Source organism: Mesorhizobium sp. M0772, from assembly GCF_040320135.1.
Lineage (GTDB): Bacteria > Pseudomonadota > Alphaproteobacteria > Rhizobiales > Rhizobiaceae > Mesorhizobium.
On record NZ_JAMYPB010000002.1, the window covers coordinates 184,610 to 202,865 of the forward strand.

At 59.4% G+C, this 18,256-nt stretch carries 18 protein-coding genes and 1 pseudogene; 12 read left to right on the plus strand and 7 right to left on the minus strand.

The window, feature by feature from the left end; genetic code table 11:
* Window positions 1-285: 285 nt before the first annotated feature.
* The 4 genes and pseudogenes from NKI06_RS02370 to NKI06_RS02385 all read left to right on the plus strand — a co-directional run.
* Window positions 286-483, plus strand: a pseudogene (locus tag NKI06_RS02370) (DoxX family protein); the annotation flags it as partial.
* 341 nt (window positions 484-824) lie between these two features.
* Window positions 825-950, plus strand: coding sequence for a hypothetical protein (locus NKI06_RS02375; protein ID WP_023690236.1), 126 nt, complete (start codon window positions 825-827; stop codon window positions 948-950).
* A 1,301-nt stretch (window positions 951-2,251) separates the two neighbouring features.
* The gene (locus tag NKI06_RS02380) at window positions 2,252-2,551 is read left to right on the plus strand and encodes a DUF1236 domain-containing protein (RefSeq protein WP_352983810.1); all 300 of its coding nucleotides are present in this window, start codon (window positions 2,252-2,254) and stop codon (window positions 2,549-2,551) included.
* 323 nt (window positions 2,552-2,874) lie between these two features.
* Window positions 2,875-3,168, plus strand: a complete 294-nt coding sequence (locus NKI06_RS02385) for a helix-turn-helix domain-containing protein (protein WP_352983813.1) — start codon at window positions 2,875-2,877, stop codon at window positions 3,166-3,168.
* Between the two features lie 1,018 nt (window positions 3,169-4,186).
* On the opposite strand, the gene NKI06_RS02390 is transcribed toward NKI06_RS02385, so the two are convergent.
* From NKI06_RS02390 to NKI06_RS02415, 6 genes are all read right to left on the minus strand, one after another.
* Window positions 4,187-4,432, minus strand: a complete 246-nt coding sequence (locus NKI06_RS02390; protein ID WP_023723634.1) for a hypothetical protein — start codon at window positions 4,430-4,432, stop codon at window positions 4,187-4,189.
* A 98-nt stretch (window positions 4,433-4,530) separates the two neighbouring features.
* Window positions 4,531-4,719, minus strand: coding sequence for a hypothetical protein (locus NKI06_RS02395; RefSeq protein WP_023699951.1), 189 nt, complete (start codon window positions 4,717-4,719; stop codon window positions 4,531-4,533).
* A 134-nt stretch (window positions 4,720-4,853) separates the two neighbouring features.
* Complete coding sequence (locus NKI06_RS02400; RefSeq protein ID WP_023690239.1) at window positions 4,854-5,567, minus strand: HoxN/HupN/NixA family nickel/cobalt transporter; 714 nt, start codon at window positions 5,565-5,567, stop codon at window positions 4,854-4,856.
* A gap of 39 nt (window positions 5,568-5,606) precedes the next feature.
* The gene (locus NKI06_RS02405) at window positions 5,607-6,638 is read right to left on the minus strand and encodes a cation diffusion facilitator family transporter (RefSeq protein WP_023694080.1); all 1,032 of its coding nucleotides are present in this window, start codon (window positions 6,636-6,638) and stop codon (window positions 5,607-5,609) included.
* Window positions 6,635-6,895 carry a metal-sensing transcriptional repressor gene (locus NKI06_RS02410; RefSeq protein WP_023684828.1) on the minus strand — a complete coding sequence of 87 codons (261 nt, stop codon included), beginning with the start codon at window positions 6,893-6,895 and terminating at the stop codon, window positions 6,635-6,637. The genes NKI06_RS02405 and NKI06_RS02410 overlap by 4 nt, the downstream gene beginning before the upstream one ends.
* A 973-nt stretch (window positions 6,896-7,868) precedes the next feature.
* Window positions 7,869-8,807 carry a LysR family transcriptional regulator gene (locus tag NKI06_RS02415; protein ID WP_352983817.1) on the minus strand — a complete coding sequence of 313 codons (939 nt, stop codon included), beginning with the start codon at window positions 8,805-8,807 and terminating at the stop codon, window positions 7,869-7,871.
* A gap of 269 nt (window positions 8,808-9,076) precedes the next feature.
* Between NKI06_RS02415 and NKI06_RS02420 the strand changes: the two genes are divergently transcribed.
* The 4 genes from NKI06_RS02420 to NKI06_RS02435 all read left to right on the plus strand — a co-directional run bounded on the left by NKI06_RS02420 (window position 9,077) and on the right by NKI06_RS02435 (window position 12,730).
* Complete coding sequence (locus NKI06_RS02420) at window positions 9,077-9,736, plus strand: ABC transporter permease (RefSeq protein ID WP_023683618.1); 660 nt, start codon at window positions 9,077-9,079, stop codon at window positions 9,734-9,736.
* A 12-nt stretch (window positions 9,737-9,748) separates the two neighbouring features.
* Window positions 9,749-10,498 (plus strand): ABC transporter permease, encoded by a 750-nt coding sequence (locus NKI06_RS02425; protein WP_023694078.1) that lies wholly within the window; start codon window positions 9,749-9,751, stop codon window positions 10,496-10,498.
* Between the two features lie 50 nt (window positions 10,499-10,548).
* Complete coding sequence (locus NKI06_RS02430; protein ID WP_023694077.1) at window positions 10,549-11,397, plus strand: transporter substrate-binding domain-containing protein; 849 nt, start codon at window positions 10,549-10,551, stop codon at window positions 11,395-11,397.
* Between the two features lie 79 nt (window positions 11,398-11,476).
* Window positions 11,477-12,730, plus strand: a complete 1,254-nt coding sequence (locus NKI06_RS02435) for a CapA family protein (protein WP_023699947.1) — start codon at window positions 11,477-11,479, stop codon at window positions 12,728-12,730.
* A 16-nt stretch (window positions 12,731-12,746) separates the two neighbouring features.
* Here the strand turns inward: NKI06_RS02435 and NKI06_RS02440 are convergent, their stop codons facing one another.
* Window positions 12,747-13,259 (minus strand): helix-turn-helix domain-containing protein, encoded by a 513-nt coding sequence (locus tag NKI06_RS02440; RefSeq protein ID WP_245263170.1) that lies wholly within the window; start codon window positions 13,257-13,259, stop codon window positions 12,747-12,749.
* A gap of 142 nt (window positions 13,260-13,401) precedes the next feature.
* Here NKI06_RS02440 and NKI06_RS02445 point away from each other — a divergent pair, with 142 nt between their 5' ends.
* The 4 genes from NKI06_RS02445 to NKI06_RS02460 all read left to right on the plus strand — a co-directional run bounded on the left by NKI06_RS02445 (window position 13,402) and on the right by NKI06_RS02460 (window position 18,087).
* Window positions 13,402-13,638 carry a helix-turn-helix domain-containing protein gene (locus NKI06_RS02445; RefSeq protein WP_023694075.1) on the plus strand — a complete coding sequence of 79 codons (237 nt, stop codon included), beginning with the start codon at window positions 13,402-13,404 and terminating at the stop codon, window positions 13,636-13,638.
* 998 nt (window positions 13,639-14,636) lie between these two features.
* Window positions 14,637-16,139 carry a winged helix-turn-helix domain-containing tetratricopeptide repeat protein gene (locus NKI06_RS02450; protein WP_352813191.1) on the plus strand — a complete coding sequence of 501 codons (1,503 nt, stop codon included), beginning with the start codon at window positions 14,637-14,639 and terminating at the stop codon, window positions 16,137-16,139.
* Between the two features lie 187 nt (window positions 16,140-16,326).
* Window positions 16,327-17,160: a thermonuclease family protein gene (locus tag NKI06_RS02455; protein WP_352983820.1), complete on the plus strand. Its 834-nt coding sequence runs from the start codon at window positions 16,327-16,329 to the stop codon at window positions 17,158-17,160.
* A 234-nt stretch (window positions 17,161-17,394) separates the two neighbouring features.
* On the plus strand, window positions 17,395-18,087 hold the full coding sequence (locus NKI06_RS02460) for an SOS response-associated peptidase (protein ID WP_352813192.1): 693 nt from the start codon (window positions 17,395-17,397) through the stop codon (window positions 18,085-18,087).
* Window positions 18,088-18,256: the final 169 nt, after the last annotated feature.

Below are 18,256 nucleotides of genomic sequence, written 5' to 3' on the forward strand. Positions count from 1 at the left end.
CGAGGCGCCCGGACCAATCACATTGCCGAGACAGAAATTGCGCTGTCCGGGAATAAAACGCCGCTTGCCGTGGTCCTCCATGCATAAGCTGCTGATTGACCTTGAAGGAACACCACACTGCAAACCTACACATTGACGAGCACGACGGGGTCGGTCGGCGCATTCCAGGACCTCTGGAAGGCGAGCGGTCGGCCGCCTGCGGCCGGCTGACTCACCTGTCTACCGCAAGGTGCTGCCGCGGTCGGGATCGAGAAACTCATGCGCTGCGGATGCGATATGGTCGTGAAATTGCTGCATTTCGAAAAGGATCTCGCCAAAGCGGGCGACATGTTCGTCCTGGCCCTAGCCGGCGCCGGCGCGATATCTCTCGACAGGGTGCTGAACGGCCTCGTGAAGCGCCGGCAACAGGACAGAGAGACGGTTGCGGCGCTCATAGCGGCCGGTAGGCCTCTCTCGGTCGGCGAAATCAAGCTTCCATTCTAAACCGGCCAATACGCCGGGCATCATACAACCCGCCCGCCCAATCGGCACCCAGCACACTGCCTTGTGACCTCACCTCAGGGCATACCTTGATGTTATCAGCGATTACCCGTCGGCCAAGGCACCGGTTTTGAAATTCGCTTGATGGCGTCCCTGCCCTTGCCGTTCGACTCCGTCGAGTCCTTGTGTGTCAATTTGTTGCGACGAGAGCTAGTCCCTGTCGTGCTGGTCCGTCTCGTCTCATCCCGTGGCTCTGCAAAAACCGTAGCAGCATGTTCGCAACCTGTTCACCCATGTTGATTTCACGAGTTTCCGACTGTCGGCATATAAGAGGGAGAGGTCCGATGGATTTCATGTTGATGGTGAACATTGCCGGCGGCATCCTTCTGGCCATCGCAATCCTCTCGGTGTGTCTCGTCGGATGGCTGTTTTACCGTTCGGGATCGACAATTGAGAGGCGAAAGCTGTGACAATGAAAAGTCCGCCACCGTGAGCCAGACCAGAAAACTCATATTTTAGCACCTGCGAAACAAAGCTCGCTATTCCACGTTGAGGCTCGTCGAACAACGGAGCTTCACGAATGGATCCGGCAACTGCAGCTGTGATGATTTTGCTTTCTTGCAGTCCCGCCCAGGGAGTCTGCAAGCCACTCGATACATCACCGTCCATGTTCGGATCCCTTGAGACATGCCAGTTAGCGTTAGCCGTGAGGCTCGAGGGCGCTCCCAACGGGGAGATCGTGGGGCGATGCAGTTCGATTGATCCCTCCGCTACAGGTTCCCTTCCAGCCGGGTATAGCACGATTGTCGTCACGCGGGGCACAGGGGCGGGTGCGGTGAGCAGTCGCTACATCGTGCCACACAAAAACTGAAGCCAGCCACCGTGAGGCAGCACCGGCCCGTTCTCAGCACGTCAGCCGGAACGGGCCATGAGCAGAAGCAGCCGACTAGCTAAAATCGCAAGACGACCGAAGGACCACGTCGGCGATAGCACCGGACCCGACGGCGCCCGTGTCGCCAGTAACTACGGCAGACTCTTCTCCAGCCGCGCCGGCGGCGGCGGCGCCGGTGGTAGTAATCTGGGTCGTAGTCTGGGTCGTAATCTTGGTCGTAGTAGCGCCGATGGTTGACCGGCTCCACTTCCGCGTGAGTACCTTCGTTGTCGAAGGCGTCTGGCGCGTCGAGTTCTTCGAGAATGCCGCTTTTTGCCGCTGGAACACCGGCCAATGCGTTGATAGGCCGGACCGCGCTTGCAAAGGCTGCTGCCCCTGCAACGCCAAATATCGCTGTCAAAAAGGATCGCCGATCCATAGTAAACCTCCCAAGTTACATGAGCTGAACGAAGCGCCCCGCCTGCTGAAGGAGCAGGCCCAGCGCACGGTAAAATAGAGGATTTGCCAGCCGCTCAAGCAACTCGCGAATCCTATCAGCGCAGGAAGGGACCTGGCTGCGCCGATCCAAGACATGTCAGCTAAGGACGACCGCCATTACCAGAAAGGTAACGGCTGTTGCAAAAATCGGTGCGAGCAACCATCGCGCCTGGCCAACACTTTGATCCATTTGTTCTCTCCCGTTGTGGAGAAACAACAAGCTGAAGCCCTAATCCGTTCCGCCTAGTCCAAAGGTAAGACCATTGCGTTGTACGGTCGGACTTTAGACCAATCGGATTAGACAAAGGTGCGTAGGCGGGAACGTTTACCCCGGTTCAAAGTTGGTTGCCGGGCAGTGCGGGACGATGGTCGTCGTGTGCCGGTCCTTGCAGGAGAGAAGATATGAAGATGCACTTTGTGAACACCGCCGCAGCCACGTTGCTCTTGGCGGGGATCGGCTCCGCCGCCGCTGACGACATTATCATCCAGCCGGAACAGGACACGGTCATCCGTGAGTATGTTAAGAAGCAGCCCATGGCTTCGGTGAACCTTCCCGGCGTGGAATTGAACGTCGGGACAGCTCTGCCGGAAACTGTGGAGATCCACGAGGTCCCGAACGTCAAATACCGTTACGTGGTGGTCGACAACCGCACGGTCCTGGTCGATCCGGGTACCCGCAAGATCGTGAAAGTTTACGACTGAGATTTCGAACGAACCCACGCTCGCCACCCTTGGGTGGCGAGTGTGTGCATTCAAACGATACTCAGCCGGACAAATCGAATTGCCACTCAGCTGGACAATGAACATGACGAACCCTGAACTCGAGAGGATGCAAGCCCTGGTTGCCCGCTTGGCTGATCTCCAAGCAAGAATGCAGGCAGCACGTCTTGTTGGTGCCGAGGTAACAACCGTCCGAAAGGTTGCAGCCACAATCGATGACGGCTTGCGACAGGCCGGCCTCACACCGTTAGAAATCGCAGAAGGTCAAGGGGAACAGTTTAGCGATACTAAATGTTCGACTGGCTATGGACAGCCGAACCGTACTCTCAGCAGATCAAGTCAGAGCAGCACGAGCCCTACTGAACTGGCCGCGTGTGCGACTTGCCGCCAAGGCCAATCTTAGAGAGATGGTGATCAGCGCTTTTGAGAACGGATACAGGAAACCGCGTCCCCACAACATCGCCGCCATCCGCAAAGCGTTTGAGGATGCCGGAATCGTTTTCACCGTCCAAGGCACTCCATCGCTAGCCCGCTCAGAAGGTGATAGCGGCCTAGCCGCCGATAATAGACGGTGGCGGGGCCGGGAGAAAAAAGGATAGCGGGGAAAAGCCCGTGTACCCACTGCACCCGATCTCTAAAGCGGTCGCTAACAAGGGCGGTTGTTCACTGACTTTGTGCTGGCGCTCACCTTTCTAAGGTGCCGCTCGAATATGGCCAGCTTCTCTTCGTAGCCGATCCGCACTCTGGACCTGCAACTATCGCATTTGAAACCGGCAATCGTTTTCAGCCAGGATCCCCTTCTCACCATACGGCGTGAACAGGAGGGGCATTGGAATTCTAAAGGTACGTCGCGCAGTTCATCCAGTGGAATGGGACAGGACCGGCAAAGCCTCGCGACCGAACTTCTCGAGATTAGACGGATCCGTTGGCCTTCCGCAGAGGCCATGGCATAAGATTCGAGCTCGATCAGCTGTCTTCCTTGCCCTTCTCTATAACGCGGACCAGCCGTTCTCAGCAGGCTTCGGCCACTCCACACTGTCTGAGTTTGTGTTCTGAACTGTGCCGCCCATCGCAGTTCCCTCCACCTCCAACAGGCTAATTACGGATTATAAGACCTGGGGAATCGATCTTTCAAGGTGGAATCCGCATTAGCGCTGGATGTTGCATCGCGGCGCGGAGGGGTTTTATTAGCTCCCCCTCATCTTGACGCTGGCGCCGGCTGCTCCAAAGTCTTGGGCATGGCTCGGGGAACTATCAAAGTTGGCGACGAGGTCGCAGTCACGGCGATTGTGCGCGGCCGCGTGACGCCCGATCGCATAAGCGTGACGATCCCCTCCTACGACTTCCCGCATTCTGTTGTCGATTCGACTTCGAAGGCTGTAATTGGCCAGCATATGGAATTGATCGGCCCTGTCACACGCATCGACGGGGACAAGGTAACCGTCAGCCTCCGGCCATTGGTGACTGTCGACGCCGAGCACGTGCGCCTGGTCGAAAGCCACGTGGCGCTTCCGCGAGCGCGAAAAAGGCCGCTCGTTGACAAAGTTTAACTTGCCTGCCCACCCAAGGAACGGCCAGTGAAACTTTACCCATCACATCGGCTCTGGTCGCCTCCCGCTAGCTGCCGGCGCGTTGCGATATCGGCGCAGTAGACGGGTTGGCATTTTCCGAACTTTCCGCCATGTCGTCGCGATGACGTTGGCGAAGGCGCTTCAGCAGATCGCGTGAGGCTTGTATCGCCCTGCGCGATTGATCCATGTTCTGGCGAAACGTGGCGCGTTCCTCCATGGACTTCTGCCACTTCAGCAAGGTGGCCGTAGTCGCAGTAGCGGCTTGAGCGATTTCTATGGGCGTTGCAACCATCGCATCCTCCCAAAAAGGCAATGGTAAACGCAATCTCTATAGGCCCAACGAAGCCCTTTCTTCAATCAAAAACGACCATACAGCATACGGCAAAATGGCTATTCGGCGGGCCGCTCGACGGCGGCTTCGTCGACCTCGGCTTCCATCTCGTCTTTGACGGTCTTGGTCTTACCAAAACCAGCCATCGCCACACCGTCAAAGCCCTGCAGCCACGCATCGGCATGTTCCTGCCAGTAAGCTGGCGCCTCACGCTCCTTGCCATCCTTGCGCGCTTGGGCGCCGTACATCCAGGCGTAGGTGGCGCGCTATTTCTTAGGCACGGCCATTTCCATCATCCTCCCAGAATTCCAGCAGCCTTGCGTGCCGCAGCTTCTCATCGCCTTTTCCTAAGAAAGGAGAGGGTCTGTGGACAGCTGTGGCTCTATCCGGCTGTAAGTTGCCAGACCGCTACGCTGGCGAGGGCAAGGCCCGCTGCGCCTTCGATTGCTCGCGATATGGTATCGAACAGCCGTGGCCTGCTGTCGAAAAAATGCACCAGGTGCTCCCGAAACAAGATCGACAGTACCGCCACGCTGGACAGCGTTAGGGCCACGCCCACCATCATGGTGATTGCGAACAGAATTCCAGCTCCCGGCACCCCTCTGGAAATCGCGAAGGTCATGACAAAAAGGGTCAGCGGGCACGGAATCAAACCGGCCATGACTCCAACGGCCTCGCCCTCATGCTTGTGATGGTGGCCGTGGCTCACCGAACGCCAAAGCATCCAGACGCCGATCAGCCCGAGCAGACCGCGACTCACACCCTCAAGCAGTGGTGCGCGTCCAACGCTGCCCAATGCAATCGAGACGAGCGGCAGGGAGAATACGGCGATCAGCACCGCTGTCGCCACGTGAGTGAAGGACAGCGTAATCGACACCAGGAGGCCGCGCGAAACCTTCGCATCCGAACCTGCAAGGTAAGTCGCCAAGACAGCCTTACTGTGGCCGGGCGTCAGAGCATGTGCCGCACCGAACAGGAGGCCCATCGGCAGAAAGGCAAGGAACGCAAGCCAATCACCGCCAACTGACAGCAGCTTTATCTGATCTGCGAGCGCCAGGTATATGGAGCGCTGAAATTCGACAAGCGCCTGGAACATCAGCCGAGACCGGCAAAAGCGAGTGGTTTCCGGCAGTTGTCAGTGCTGGTGGCCGTGATGTTCGCCCTGATCATGAGAGTGCGGATGCTCGTGCTCACCTTGGTCGGTCGAAAACCGGATGTTGGCAGCTGCGAGCGCCGGCATGTGTTCGAACAGTTCGTTCTCCAGCGCCGCCGTGATCTTGTTTGCCTCTGAGAGAGGCAAGGTTCCGTCGGCTGCAATAGCGATGTCGGCATGCAACTTGTGGCCAATCCAGCGGGCCTTGGCGTCGACAACGCGAGCACCCTGCACATGCGCAGCGGCATGCTGAATTTCGGCCATCACGCCCGGCTCGACGCCGTCGAGCATGCGGGTGAGCACTGAGCGCGCCGATTGCCAGACGATACCGAATATAGCGACCGTGATGAGAAGCCCGATGATCGGATCGGCCAGTGGAAATCCGAGCCAGACGCCCATGGCGCCGATGACCACTGCAAGGCTGGTAAGCCCGTCGGTGCGGGCATGGTAGCCGTCGGCGACGAGCGCCGCACTGTTGATTTCCCTGCCGATACGGATGCGAAACACCGCGACGGCCTCATTCCCGAGGAAGCCGACAATGCCCGCCGCGGTCAGCCAACCGAGATGAGTCACTGCCTGCGGACTGACCAGGCGCTCGATAGCCTGGTACCCGGCGACGATGGCGCTGAACAGAATGATCAGCACGATAATGATACCGGCCAGATCCTCTACCCTGCCAAGGCCGTAGCTGAAGGTCCGTGACGGCTTGCGTCGTGCCAGCATGAATGCGATCCAGAGCGGAATGGCGGTTGTGGCGTCGCCTATGTTGTGGATCGTATCGGCCAACAGCGCCACGCTGCGTGACACCAACACCACGGCCATCTGCAATGCCGCCGTCATGGCCAAGATGACGAACGACCATTTGATGGCCCAGATGCCGCGGTCAGTGGTTGCAATCGTTGCGTCGATGACCCCGTGCGTATGGCCGTGCGAGCCATCGTCATGAGCATGCGCGTCATGATCATGTGACCCGAAGCCGAACCAATCCAAGACGCGTGCGCCGATACTGGTCATAGGTATTTCGCCAGTTGCTTGAGCTCTGCCAGCGAGTTGCCTCCCGCTTCCGTGTCGATCAGACAATGTTCGATATGATCGTGGATCAGTTCTCGCTTTGCGCTGCTGATGGCGCTCTCCACTGCATGGAGTTGCTGCGCCAGGTCCAGGCAGGATCGCTGCGCCTCGAACATGCCAAGCACGGATGCAAGATGCCCCTGTGCGCGCTTTAAGCGCTTCACGATAGCCGGATGAGAACTATGGATGCCTTCGGACATGCCCACCGGTATCCCCCCGGGGAGGATGCGTCAAGTATGATGTGAGCGCAGATCGGCTCTTGATCAGCCACCCCGCAGAGCGTGTATCCATGGCGCTGAATGGTTCCGGAAATTGGAATCTAGGCTTGAAAGGGCTGGCCCCTGTGCAATACAGGAACCAGCCATTAAACCTACCAACTCAATGAACCGTCCAACTTTATGGGGTCAGTTCACGACCGGGCCTTTCTTTGCGTGGTGAAACTGAAGAAGCCCGTCGGTCGGATCAGCGGGCTTTGTGATGGATGGCCCGCGCCTGCTTCCGAGGCTGCGCGGGCCGACCATGACGAGTGAGGGACGCATCTTGGTCACCGGCCGGACCGCTGAAGAACGAGCCGGGTGTGACCGAACTGCCTTGGAGCGGGAATGTTCCCGGCTGACGCAAAAAGCCCGCCACCATGAGCCGGCGGGCAATCGATCTGGAGTAGCTGGACTCATCCAGCATAGTTCAACGACGGCGGAAGGTTCGGTAGCAACCCGCGCTCGTCGCTCCCCAAGGATCCAGGGAGCGGCGAGTTGTTGCCCAGCGAGCGCGACACAGAAACTTCGCCGCGCCATGAAAGGACGGCGTGGAGCGCGCAAGCTCTGCAACAAGCTGCCGGCGCTCTGGGAGGTCTGTCCGCTTTTCGGATTGCCAGTGCCAGTCCAGACGAGCACCCTGCCTGGTGAGAGTAATCCCGCAATTGCCTGCGCTTAAGGCGGCGTAGGGCCGCCCATTGGGCGAGACTGGACTTCTAGACTGGAAGCCACCAATTCCTGCACCGCTTCGGGAACGGCCAACGGCACCATCTGCGCCGGATAGGGGCCGTCGATCCAGCCGTTCGCGGAGCGCTCGCTATCAGTTTGGCCGTTCAGGCTAGCCATTCGCGCCACTTCGCAGAAAGCCTCCCGGTTGGGCCTTATGCGGCACGTCCCAACCGAAATAAACCATGGCCGGCTAGGACGACGTCTGGAGAAACTGTTGCTCTCTCGTCGGCGTCTTCGAAAACGCTGTGATTATCGCCTCGAGCGATACATTCAAGGCGTTGGAAAAGGTCCTGCCCCTCTGCCAAATCGCCACGTAGTGATAGAGCGCGGACGGTTCCACTGGCCTTACTCCCAACTGAAACGCCGCGTACTCACGTGCGATGATCTCGTTTGTGATCGAAATGCCCAGGCCAGCCGAAACGTATCCGGCTTCGTGACCGTTGCAATCGAATTCCACCAGTATGTCCGGCTCAACGCCGGCGAAGCGCAAGGCATTGAAGTTCATCTGGTGGGCGGCAAACTGGGGATCGATATCGACGATCGTTTCGCCTGCCAGGTCTTGCGCCTCGATGCAGGTCTGTTTTGAAAAGCGGTGGTAGGGATGAAAAATGCATACGTTTCGTGCCGACCCAAGCGGCGCCCATTCAAACAAGCCTGGATCCAGAGGCAGTCTCGAAATTCCAAGATCGGCGCGGCCGGCCAGGATGTGTTCGCCGATCTGCTCGTAGCTTCCAGAAATCGACCGGACATTCGAAGCGGTCTGTGAGCGGATAATCGCCACGACCTTGGGCAAGGTCACGAAACCGAAAACAGAAGGCGCGGCAATCGCGATCCGCTGCTTTTCCTCGTTCTTCATCGCGAAGATCGACGCTTCCAGCCGATCCAGGGACGTCAGGGCAAGTTCTACGTTTCGCAGAAGCTCCCAAGCTTCCTGCAAGGGGACGATGCGGTTGGCTGATCGCTTGAACAGTGTGACGCCGAGCGTGGTCTCGAGTTGCTTCACATGTTGACTGACGGCCGGCTGGCTTATCCCGAGCGCTGCCGCCGCCCGCCTTGTCGAACCGGCCCGCAACACTTCCCGGAAGACCTTCAGTTGACGGAGCTTGAGGTCGCTCTGCAACAACTCCATTCCCTGCGCGCCTTTCCCTGATAACCACCCGGCGGCAGACAACGCCAACCTGGGGAGCAACGAACTGCCTCAGTATATAACGACGCGTTATAGATAAAATAATAAAAGTTATAGATTGAGTGTGTAATTTCAAGCGTTAGAATTGGCCAGTATCTCAAGTTAACTCCACATTAGAAATATAACAACTCGCAACCTTGGGTTATATGGTTTGGTCTCGGCAATAAAGACCGACATATCCTGCGGCAATTGCGAGCCGAGGAAAGCGCCCCATGGGTGGTTTTACTACTCAGTTTGTTGTCGCACTTACCGTGACCATAAGCCTGGCTCTTGTCAGCGGCTGCCTGGGTACGGCATTCGGGCTGTTTTTGGCGATTTCGAAGGGCACGGCAAAGCCGCGCCTCAACGCGGTCGTGGCCGCCTACACCACAGTCGTCCGTGGTGTACCAGAACTTCTCGTTATCCTGCTCATCTACTTCGGCGGAACCACGCTCGCCAGCAAGATCGCCGGCCGGTATGTCGAGGTGAACGCATTCACCGCAGGGGTTATCGCGCTCTCGGTCATTTTCAGCGGTTATGCGACCGAAGTGTTTCGCGGCGCGATTGCGGCAGTGCCAGCGGGCCAAACCGAAGCGGCAAAGTCGCTTGGGCTGAACGCCTGGCAGCGCTGGATGTTCGTCATCGGTCCGCAGATGCTGCGGCTGGCGCTGCCTGCCTATGGCAATCTCTGGATTTCGCTCTTCAAGGATACCGCACTGGTCTCGATCGTCGGCCTGACCGACATCATGCGCGTTGCGTATGTGGGGGCCGGATCCTTGCGCGCACCATTGACTTTCTACCTTGCGGCCTCCGCTCTCTATCTCTCGCTGACCACCGTCACGTTGCTGTCGATCCGGCTGACTGAGCGGCGCTATCCGGCTCTCGGCCGGTAGGAGGGAAGGCCCATGAACCTCGGCTTGATATTTGACGCACTGGTTGTCTTGCCTTCGGGCGTTGGTCTCACTTTGACCCTGACGGTCTTGTCGCTGACGGCCGGATTTCTTCTTTCCGTGCCGCTGGCCTTCATCCGCGCGTTCGGACGTCCCGGCTTCTCGCTCGCGGTGCTCGCATACACCTATGTGATCCGCGGAACGCCGATGCTGGTTCAGCTCTTTCTGCTCTACTACGGCCTCGCTCAGATCGAGGCGGTGCGAACAAGCATCTTCTGGGTGATCCTGCGCGACCCCTTCTGGTGTGCCCTTCTGACATTTTCGCTGAACAGCGCGGCACACACCACCGAGATCCTGTGCCGCGGTCTCCAGTCCGTGCCGAAGGGTGTCACCGAGGCGGCCACATCTCTCGGCTTGAAACGCTTCCAGATCGCTCGCCTGGTCACCTTCCCGATCGCTTTCAGGATATCGCTCCCGGCCTACGGCAACGAGATCGTCGGGATGATCAAGGGCTCGTCGCTCGCGAGCACCGTGACGCTGCTTGAGATCACCGGCATGGCGAGACAGATGGTGTCGACCACGTTCGCGCCGTACGAAATCTTCATCGTCGCCGGAGCGATCTACCTATCACTCACCTCGATCGCGGTGAAAGCGATCCAGTTGCTGGAGCGATGGCTGTCGACCGACGGCCATCCGGTTCGCCGACGAAAGGCGCGATTGCGCCCCGCCCTACCTGACCCAGAGATCACGACGCCCCTGCCCTGACGCCTAGGTTCTGGGCTCCCCTTTCCATCCAACCAACGAAGAGGTGCATCATGCGCATACCCCTGGCTATTGCTGTTTCTATCGTATCCCTGATGTCGGCAGTCCCGGCGAGCGCGCAAAGCGAGCGCGTCATATCGATTGCCGCTGAAGGCGCCTCGCCGCCCTGGGACGGCACCGACGCGAACGGTCAACTCTATGGCTACGATATCGATGTTGGGCAGGAGCTGTGCCGTCGGATCGAGATCAAATGTACCTTCGTCCCGCAGGATTGGGACGGGATCATCCCGGCACTGCTTGTCGGCAAGTTCGACGTGATCATGTCTGGCATGGCGATCACGGAAAAACGCAAGCAGTCGATCGCGTTCTCGATCCCCTACGCCACCGGCTTCAACCAGTTCGTGGTGCGCAAGGACCTGGGTCTCGACGCCGGCGACACCAAGGAAAAGGTCAACCTTTCGACCATCGGCGACAAAGAGAAGGCAACCATCGAGCGCCTCAGATCGACACTCGCCGGCAAGGCGATCGGAGCCTTGCGCTCGTCCAATTCGGAAGCAGTCGTGAAGGAAATGCTGGGCGATGTCGTGACCATTCGCAGTTATGACAGCCAGGACAACATGAAGCTCGATCTTGCCGCGGGTCGCATCGACGGCGGCCTCGCCGACTATTTCACCTGGCGCGATTTTCTGGAGACGCCTTCCGGCTCGGATGTGGTGTTTTTCGGCCCTGAACTGAATGGCGGGCTCTGGGGGCCGGGCGTCGGCGCAGGTCTGCGCAAAGACGATACGGAGTTGCTCGCCAGGTTCAACGCGGCCATCGACGCGGCCACCAAGGATGGGACGATCAAGGCGCTGAGCCTGAAATGGTTCAAGAGCGATATCTCGCCAGCCATCTCGCAATAGAGGCAACCGACTTCGACATTGACGTGGCGCTGGCCGGAACGCCGGCGCCTGCGCCCTACCCTCCTTCAAGGCGAGTTCCATGAAAGACCAGTTCTGCGCGGTCGTCACCGGCCAATCCCTGATCAAGCACGACATACGTGACGTCAAAAACGAACGCTTCATCGCGGTTACGGATTTCCTGCGCCAAGGCGACGTCGTCTTCACCAACTTCGAGTCGACGATCCTGGGTAAGCACGGCGGGTGGCCGACCAAGGGCAAATACTTCGGATATTCCAGGGCTGAAGTGCTCGACGCATTGCAGGCCATCGGTTTCAACGCGCTTGCTCTGGCAAACAACCACGCCTTCGATCTCGGCGCTGGCGGCATCCTCTCGACCCTGGAGGAAGTGGAAGCGCGCGGTCTCCTGCATGCCGGCATCGGGGCCGACGAGACTGACGCGAGGAAACCGGGCCGCCGCCGGCTGGGCGCGCGCGAGGTCGCGCTTCTTGCGATGGATGCAGGCCCCGGCCCGACCAACATGTATGCCGAAGACCGCACGGCCTTCCGGCCGGCTCGGCCCGGCGTCAATCGTCTGAACACCTGTCGCAAGATCGGGGTACCGGACGGACATTTCAGCAGACTGGCAAGGCTGGGCGCTCATTTGCAAAGCTCCCCCTTTGAACTGGCCAACTATGCGCAACCGGAGGACCCGGTAGAGGTGTCGGCCGGCACGGAGATCAATTTCTACGGCACCGTGTTCACGCAAGCCGCAGACTTCGGCCGTATGATCGAAGTCGATCAGCAGAGTGCAAGTGTCCATCTGGCCGCCATCCGGCACGCGGCGGCACAGGGCGATTTCGTCATTGCCTATCTGCATCACCATCATTGGGAACCAGGCTGGCAGGACGTGCCGCGCTGGGTGCAGACCTTTGCTAGGATGTGTATTGACGCCGGCGCCAACCTCTTCGTCAGCCACGGCGCTCCGGTGCTGCAGGCGGTGGAAATCTACAATGGCGCGCCGATCTTCTATGGCCTCGGAAATTTTCTCTTCCACGTCCACGCCGACGAAACCGAATGGGATCCACCGGAAGTCTGGCAAAGCATCGTCGCCGCTTGCCGCTATGACGCCGGCGGAAGCCTCACAGAAATAGACCTCCTGCCCGTCGCGATCGGGGCGGAAACTCAGTCTCCCGGATCCGCAACGGGCAGACTGGTGCCCGTCGCCATCACTGGAAGCGAGGCGCGAGACATGCTTGAGGAATTCGCGACGCGCTCTCGGGCGTTCGGCGTCGAGATCAAAGTATCCTCGGCTTGCGGCCGCATCACCGTGCCCGCTGCCCGAAAATTCGGCTGACTACCGCGATCGACCGTCAGACGGTCTTGCATTCGGCCGGCGCGGACTCGCCGGCCGTCTCGCTCTCTGCCTTCGTGTCTAGCAGGACCAGTTCTTCCCCTAGCGCTGAGACCAGGGACGAGATGCGACCACGCAGACGCGGTGGAAGGTTCACTAGCCCCTCAATCAGGCGCCGACCCTCCGCGCTGGCGATGAAATCCAGGCGCTCATCGACCGGCAGGGGCCGCGCCTCGACGCGGGTCTCATCGTTTCCCGGCAGACCTTCGAAGAAGCGGCTGACAGGAACGCCGAGCGACCTGGCGATTTCGTAGAGCATCGAAGCGCTCACGCGATTCCGCGCGTTCTCGTATTTCTGGAGCTGCTGGAAGCTGATGCCTATGGATCGGGCAAGTTGGGCCTGCGATACGTCCGACTGGACGCGGACGGTCGCAATCTGCCTGCCGACATGCTGATCGGCGGGATGAGGGTCACTGTCGATCTTTGGCTTCGGCTCCGTCCGAAGGAGGACGAAGCGCTGCGGTTTCAACAAGGCTTTTCGATGCTCCATTAGCCAGCCGACAGAGAGTCTGTCGGTACGTTATCTGAAAGCCGAATCGCCATTTCGTATACCTTATAGGGTGTAAAAGAACCCTATCGGTAGCAAAGAAAATCTGCCTGCCAATTGTGGACCCATGGTCAGTCCACGACAGATTCGAGCCGCACGAGCTTTGCTGGGTTGGTCTCAGCAGGAACTCGCTGACAAGGCTATTGTTTCGCTTAACGCGCTGGTCCGGTTGGAAAACGGCAAGGTGGATTCCCGGATTAGCACTTTGCAGGCCATTGAAGCGGCCCTGACAAAAGCGGGGGTCGAATTCTTGTCTGTAGGGCAGAGAGGTGAAGGTGTCCGGCTCTTAAATCCTCGGGCTTGATAGTGAGTTTGGCGGTCTGGTTTCTGTTCAGGTCCTGCTGCTGAAGGCACACCCATTCAGTCTGTTCATGAGCCTGCCGACATCCGCACCGCGCGCTACTGCAGGACTAATTGATCGGCTCGCGCCCGGATCGCTGTAAGCAAATGCGCTTAGGCTGAGTCTCGCAGCTGCATTTGTCGTTCCCACAATTGCTCTCCTGCGGGTGACGAGAGACAAAGTCGTGGTATTGTCGGAGTCAGCCACGATCCGAACTCCACACAGCTTGGGTTGTGGCTAGGCCGAACGACGTGTTGTTGCACGACGTTCGGTCACGAAGAGTGAACCACATTACGTACATACCGTACATTACGGACACCGCTATTGTCAAACGTTCCTGATCCTGTCGACAACAAAACTGAACGCTTCGAGTTGCGGCTCTCGACCGACCTACTTGCTCGCGTAGACGAATGGCGTCGCACTCAGCCAGATCTTCCCACCAGATCGGAAGCGTTCCGGCGATTGGTGGAGGCTGGTCTAGCTTTGAAATAGGTTGCGGCTTGGTAGAAATCATCTCGAGTGCGCTTGGCGAGCAGAATATAACTCGCCTGGCCATTTTGCTAAGCTAGTACCCGTTGAACGCGGGTGCGGTGGCCAAACGGCACCTGCGACGAGTGAAACTACCGAAAACGGGGCGGAGTCATGACCGAACCAGGTCGCGATATTTCGTCGTCCAGTCGCTTCGCCGCCCGCTGTCCTGGCCGTCTCGCGTACTGGCGCCTGGCACCCAGCCGCATGCATAGCTCGGCCATGCTGCTGAAAAGGCACCCTTGCTTCTCCACCCATGGCCCGAAATGGCCGCGCGGCAATGCCGCCTTGTTGCGCAGCGGCCAGCGCCCGATCGCTATCTTCTGATCGATGGACAGGTGGCCGCGTTCTGGGCATAGGCCTCGAAAGCGCCCCGGGGATTAAAGCGGTGCCGACACTGTTCCGAAATCCGCCGGAACGTCTAATATGCCCAGATGCAGGGGACACGCATCGCTTTTGGTCCGTTCGTACTCGATCCCGACATCGGGACGCTCCTGAAAGAGCAGATCCCGATCGTTGTTGGGCATCGTGGGCTGACGCTGCTTGCTGCGCTCACGGCCCGGCCCGGCGAGATCCTGACCAAGGCCGAACTGATGGACGCTGCCTGGCCGGGAACCGCCGTTGAGGAAGGCAACCTTACGGTCCAAATAGCGACACTGAGAAAGGCACTCGGTCCGGCTGACAACGGCGGCGAGTGGATCGCCACGGTGCCTCGCGTCGGCTACCGCTTCACCGGGACTGTCGAGCCGGTGGCGAGCGCATCCCGCAGAGCGATACCAGAGTCCGGCAAGCCGTCGATTGCGGTCCTGCCTTTTGCCAATTTGAGCGGCGATCAGGACCAGCAGTATCTCAGCGATGGCATAACCGAGGACATAATTACGGAGCTGGCCAGGTTCCGCTCCCTCCTTGTCATCGCGCGCAATTCATCTTTTCAGTTTCGCCATCCGGCATTGGACATTGCCGAAGCCCATCGCAAACTCGGAGTTCGCTACCTCGTCGAAGGCAGCATGCGAAAGCTCGGTGATCGCATTCGGATCACCACACAATTGATTGACGCCGCCACCGGCACCCACCTGTGGGCCCAACGGTACGACAGGGCCCTCGACGACATCTTCGCATTGCAAGACGAGGTTGCGGCTCTCATCGCCTCGATGGTCGAAGGCCGGGCGGAGGCCGATTCGACGAGCCGGACAAGACGCAAGCCTCCCGCCGATTGGGATGCATACGACTATTACCTGCAGGGGCGCGCGCAGTTCTACCGGTATGAACTGGACATGGCCGAGCCCCTATTCGTCCGGTGTGTCGAGCTCGATTCGACGTTCGCTCAAGGCCACGGCTTCCTCGCGCAGGCCCTCGTCGGCAGATTTTGGTACGACAACGATCCGCGGACGCTACAGAAGGCCTGGGAGTCGGCACGAACGGCGCTCGCTCTCGACAGGAGCGATGGCGTCTGTCACCAGAGCATGGGGCTGGTGCTTACGCACATGCGCCAGCACAGCGATGCGGGAGTGCATTTCGAGCAAGCGCGCTCGTTGAACCCGCTAGACATGAACATAGCGGGGGACTATGCAAGCTGGCTCAACTACGGCGGACGGGCCGAGATGGCGCTGAACGTGCTCGAAACTGCGCTCCTGCGCGACCCGTTACCTCCAATTTGGTTCTGGGAGGTGAAGGGCAGCTCCCTCTTCCTGCTTGGAAGGTACGTGGAGGCCATCAGTTCGTACCAGAAGGCCGGCGACCAATTCTTCATTCATGCGTTCCTCGCAGCGGCGTACGCACATTTGGGCGAGACGCAGAAGGCGCGCGTTGAAGTCGAGGAAGCACTGACGAGGAAACACGACCTGACTGTCCGGTTGTTTTCAGGTTTCCCGTTCGCCGACCAGGTTGCCCTCGAGCTTTTTATGTCAGGCTTCAGAAAGGCGGGTTTTCCCGCGTGAATGCACCTTCGGGAGCGCGCCGGTCAGGCCCGACAGCCGAATGCACCCCAACAGGCCATCGAACCCGCTTAACCGAGATCGAAGTCGAGGGCGTCGGCACGCATCGGCTTCCGCGCTAGCATTCCGCGCGTCTCGTCTTCTGGACTCTTTGTTGAAACAGTCGCATCCTCCCTGCGGGGAAGAGGGCGTGGACAAATACCGATACGACAATCGATCTGATCGCTGGCGAAAGCGAGCCGGTGCCAAGCATAGCCGTGCGCACCGATGGGCGAATGTGCCGCGGCGCCTGATTTTGGTGACTGCGGTAGCGGCTGGCGCTCTGGTCGCGCAAACCGCCATCCAGCACAGCGAAAGTTTGCCAGAGATCAATGCATCGAACTGGTTCGGCTCGAAGCCGGCGCCGATCGCCGGTGTCGCGTCTGTGATCGACGGCGACACGATCGAGATCCACGGACAGCGCATCCGCTTGAACGGCATCGATGCGCCCGAGAGTAAGCAATATTGCGACGACGGTAAGGGCTTCGAATACGCCTGCGGGCGCCATGCTGCCCAAGCCTTGCACGAGTTCCTGGCTGCATCGCGTCCGTTGCACTGCAGCTTTGTTAACCGAGACCGGTACGGCCGGCTTGTTGGGGATTGCGATCGCGCCGACGGTCGCAACGTCCAGAGCTGGCTTGTCGAGCGGGGCTTGGCACTAGATTGGCCGCGCTACAGCCACGGAGCCTACGCAGGACAGCAGGCGAAGGCCCAGGCAGCGAAGGTCGGTCTGTGGGCTGGGGCGTTTCAGGCGCCATGGGATTGGCGCGTAGAGCATGCGAACGGCACCACCAAGCCGTCTGCAAAACAACCACTCGGCATGATGAGCAATGGGCAGGTGGCGCAGAGCTATTCTTGTCAGCCGCGGCGAACTTGTCCCCAGATCAGTTCGTGCGATGAGGCTAATTGGTACTTGGCCAACTGCTCTTGGGGCGGCAAGCTCGACCGCGACAAGGACGGCGTTCCTTGCGAGAGCCTTTGCTAAGTCGGCAGTGAGAGGGACATGGCATGATCGTTGTCGGCTTTGCCTTTTTGCCTCCACAGCGCACACCAAGGCGAACTCTGCGGTCGCCCAGAGCCTTCCGCAAGGCTACTAAGGCAATCAATCGGCCACCGCCGCCGAGAAACGCAGCGTCTGGCGCCGCAGCGACGAGTATAGGAGAATTCCGACCTTGGCCCGCTCAGCGTGCCTGAACTCCTGCGCAACTGAGGCAGAGCGATGTGCGGACGTTACACCAAATATCTGTCGTGGTCGGAAATCCACCGGCTCTACCGCCTGACTGCGCCGGCGGAGACGGGCCGCAACGACGAGCCCCGGTACAACATCGCGCCGACTCAGGATGTCCCATTCGTCACTGCCGGTGAGGGTGGCAACCACCGGCTGCGTGAAGGGCGCTGGTGGCTGGTCCCTTTCTGGGCAAAGGAAATGCCCAAGGCGGCTATGTTCAATGCCAGGATTGAGGGCATCGATACAGCGCCCGCCTTCCGCGACGCCTACAAGTCCAAGCGCTGCCTGATCCCTGCCGATGGCTTCTACGAGTGGACGATATCGCCTGCCGACGGCAAGAAAGACCCTTGGCACATCTACCAGCCAGGCCACGCGCCTTTCTCGTTCGCCGGGCTTTGGGCTTACAATTCCAATCTCGACATAACCAGCTGCACCATCATCACCGAGCCTGCCGCAGAACCGATGAAGCAGTTGCACGATCGGCAGCCTCTCATTCTCGACCCGGCCTACTATGACGCCTGGCTGGACCCGGCGACGCCCAAGGACAGCCTCAAGGACATTCTCAGCCACGACATCGACGGTCAGCTGCAGTTCAACCGCGTTGGACGTGAGGTGAACACGAGCGCCGTCAACAAGTTGCCCAACGACCATCCCGGCCTGGTCGGGCCGATCAACCCGTTATGAGCGACGAACCGAGCCGGCTTGCCGAAGGGATGACAGCGATTCCGCGCGGCCGAGAGCCGATCGAAAATCGCTTTGCGAGCATTCTGGCTGCGGCAAGCTCGGCGGGTTTGGGTTTTCGAGGCCTGGACAGAAGTCACATTGGTTCTGTTGTTTGCATCCCGGCGACGGC

Excerpts from the sequence above, each read along its gene's own strand:
- NKI06_RS02375 (WP_023690236.1), top strand. The coding sequence starts at position 825 with ATGGATTTCATGTTGATGGTGAACATTGCCGGCGGCATCCTTCTGGCC.
- NKI06_RS02380 (WP_352983810.1), top strand. The coding sequence starts at position 2,252 with ATGAAGATGCACTTTGTGAACACCGCCGCAGCCACGTTGCTCTTGGCG.
- NKI06_RS02385 (WP_352983813.1), top strand. The coding sequence starts at position 2,875 with ATGGACAGCCGAACCGTACTCTCAGCAGATCAAGTCAGAGCAGCACGA.
- NKI06_RS02390 (WP_023723634.1), bottom strand. The coding sequence starts at position 4,432 with ATGGTTGCAACGCCCATAGAAATCGCTCAAGCCGCTACTGCGACTACG.
- NKI06_RS02395 (WP_023699951.1), bottom strand. The coding sequence starts at position 4,719 with ATGTACGGCGCCCAAGCGCGCAAGGATGGCAAGGAGCGTGAGGCGCCA.
- NKI06_RS02400 (WP_023690239.1), bottom strand. The coding sequence starts at position 5,567 with ATGTTCCAGGCGCTTGTCGAATTTCAGCGCTCCATATACCTGGCGCTC.
- NKI06_RS02405 (WP_023694080.1), bottom strand. The coding sequence starts at position 6,638 with ATGACCAGTATCGGCGCACGCGTCTTGGATTGGTTCGGCTTCGGGTCA.
- NKI06_RS02410 (WP_023684828.1), bottom strand. The coding sequence starts at position 6,895 with ATGTCCGAAGGCATCCATAGTTCTCATCCGGCTATCGTGAAGCGCTTA.
- NKI06_RS02415 (WP_352983817.1), bottom strand. The coding sequence starts at position 8,807 with ATGGAGTTGTTGCAGAGCGACCTCAAGCTCCGTCAACTGAAGGTCTTC.
- NKI06_RS02420 (WP_023683618.1), top strand. The coding sequence starts at position 9,077 with ATGGGTGGTTTTACTACTCAGTTTGTTGTCGCACTTACCGTGACCATA.
- NKI06_RS02425 (WP_023694078.1), top strand. The coding sequence starts at position 9,749 with ATGAACCTCGGCTTGATATTTGACGCACTGGTTGTCTTGCCTTCGGGC.
- NKI06_RS02430 (WP_023694077.1), top strand. The coding sequence starts at position 10,549 with ATGCGCATACCCCTGGCTATTGCTGTTTCTATCGTATCCCTGATGTCG.
- NKI06_RS02435 (WP_023699947.1), top strand. The coding sequence starts at position 11,477 with ATGAAAGACCAGTTCTGCGCGGTCGTCACCGGCCAATCCCTGATCAAG.
- NKI06_RS02445 (WP_023694075.1), top strand. The coding sequence starts at position 13,402 with ATGGTCAGTCCACGACAGATTCGAGCCGCACGAGCTTTGCTGGGTTGG.
- NKI06_RS02450 (WP_352813191.1), top strand. The coding sequence starts at position 14,637 with ATGCAGGGGACACGCATCGCTTTTGGTCCGTTCGTACTCGATCCCGAC.
- NKI06_RS02460 (WP_352813192.1), top strand. The coding sequence starts at position 17,395 with ATGTGCGGACGTTACACCAAATATCTGTCGTGGTCGGAAATCCACCGG.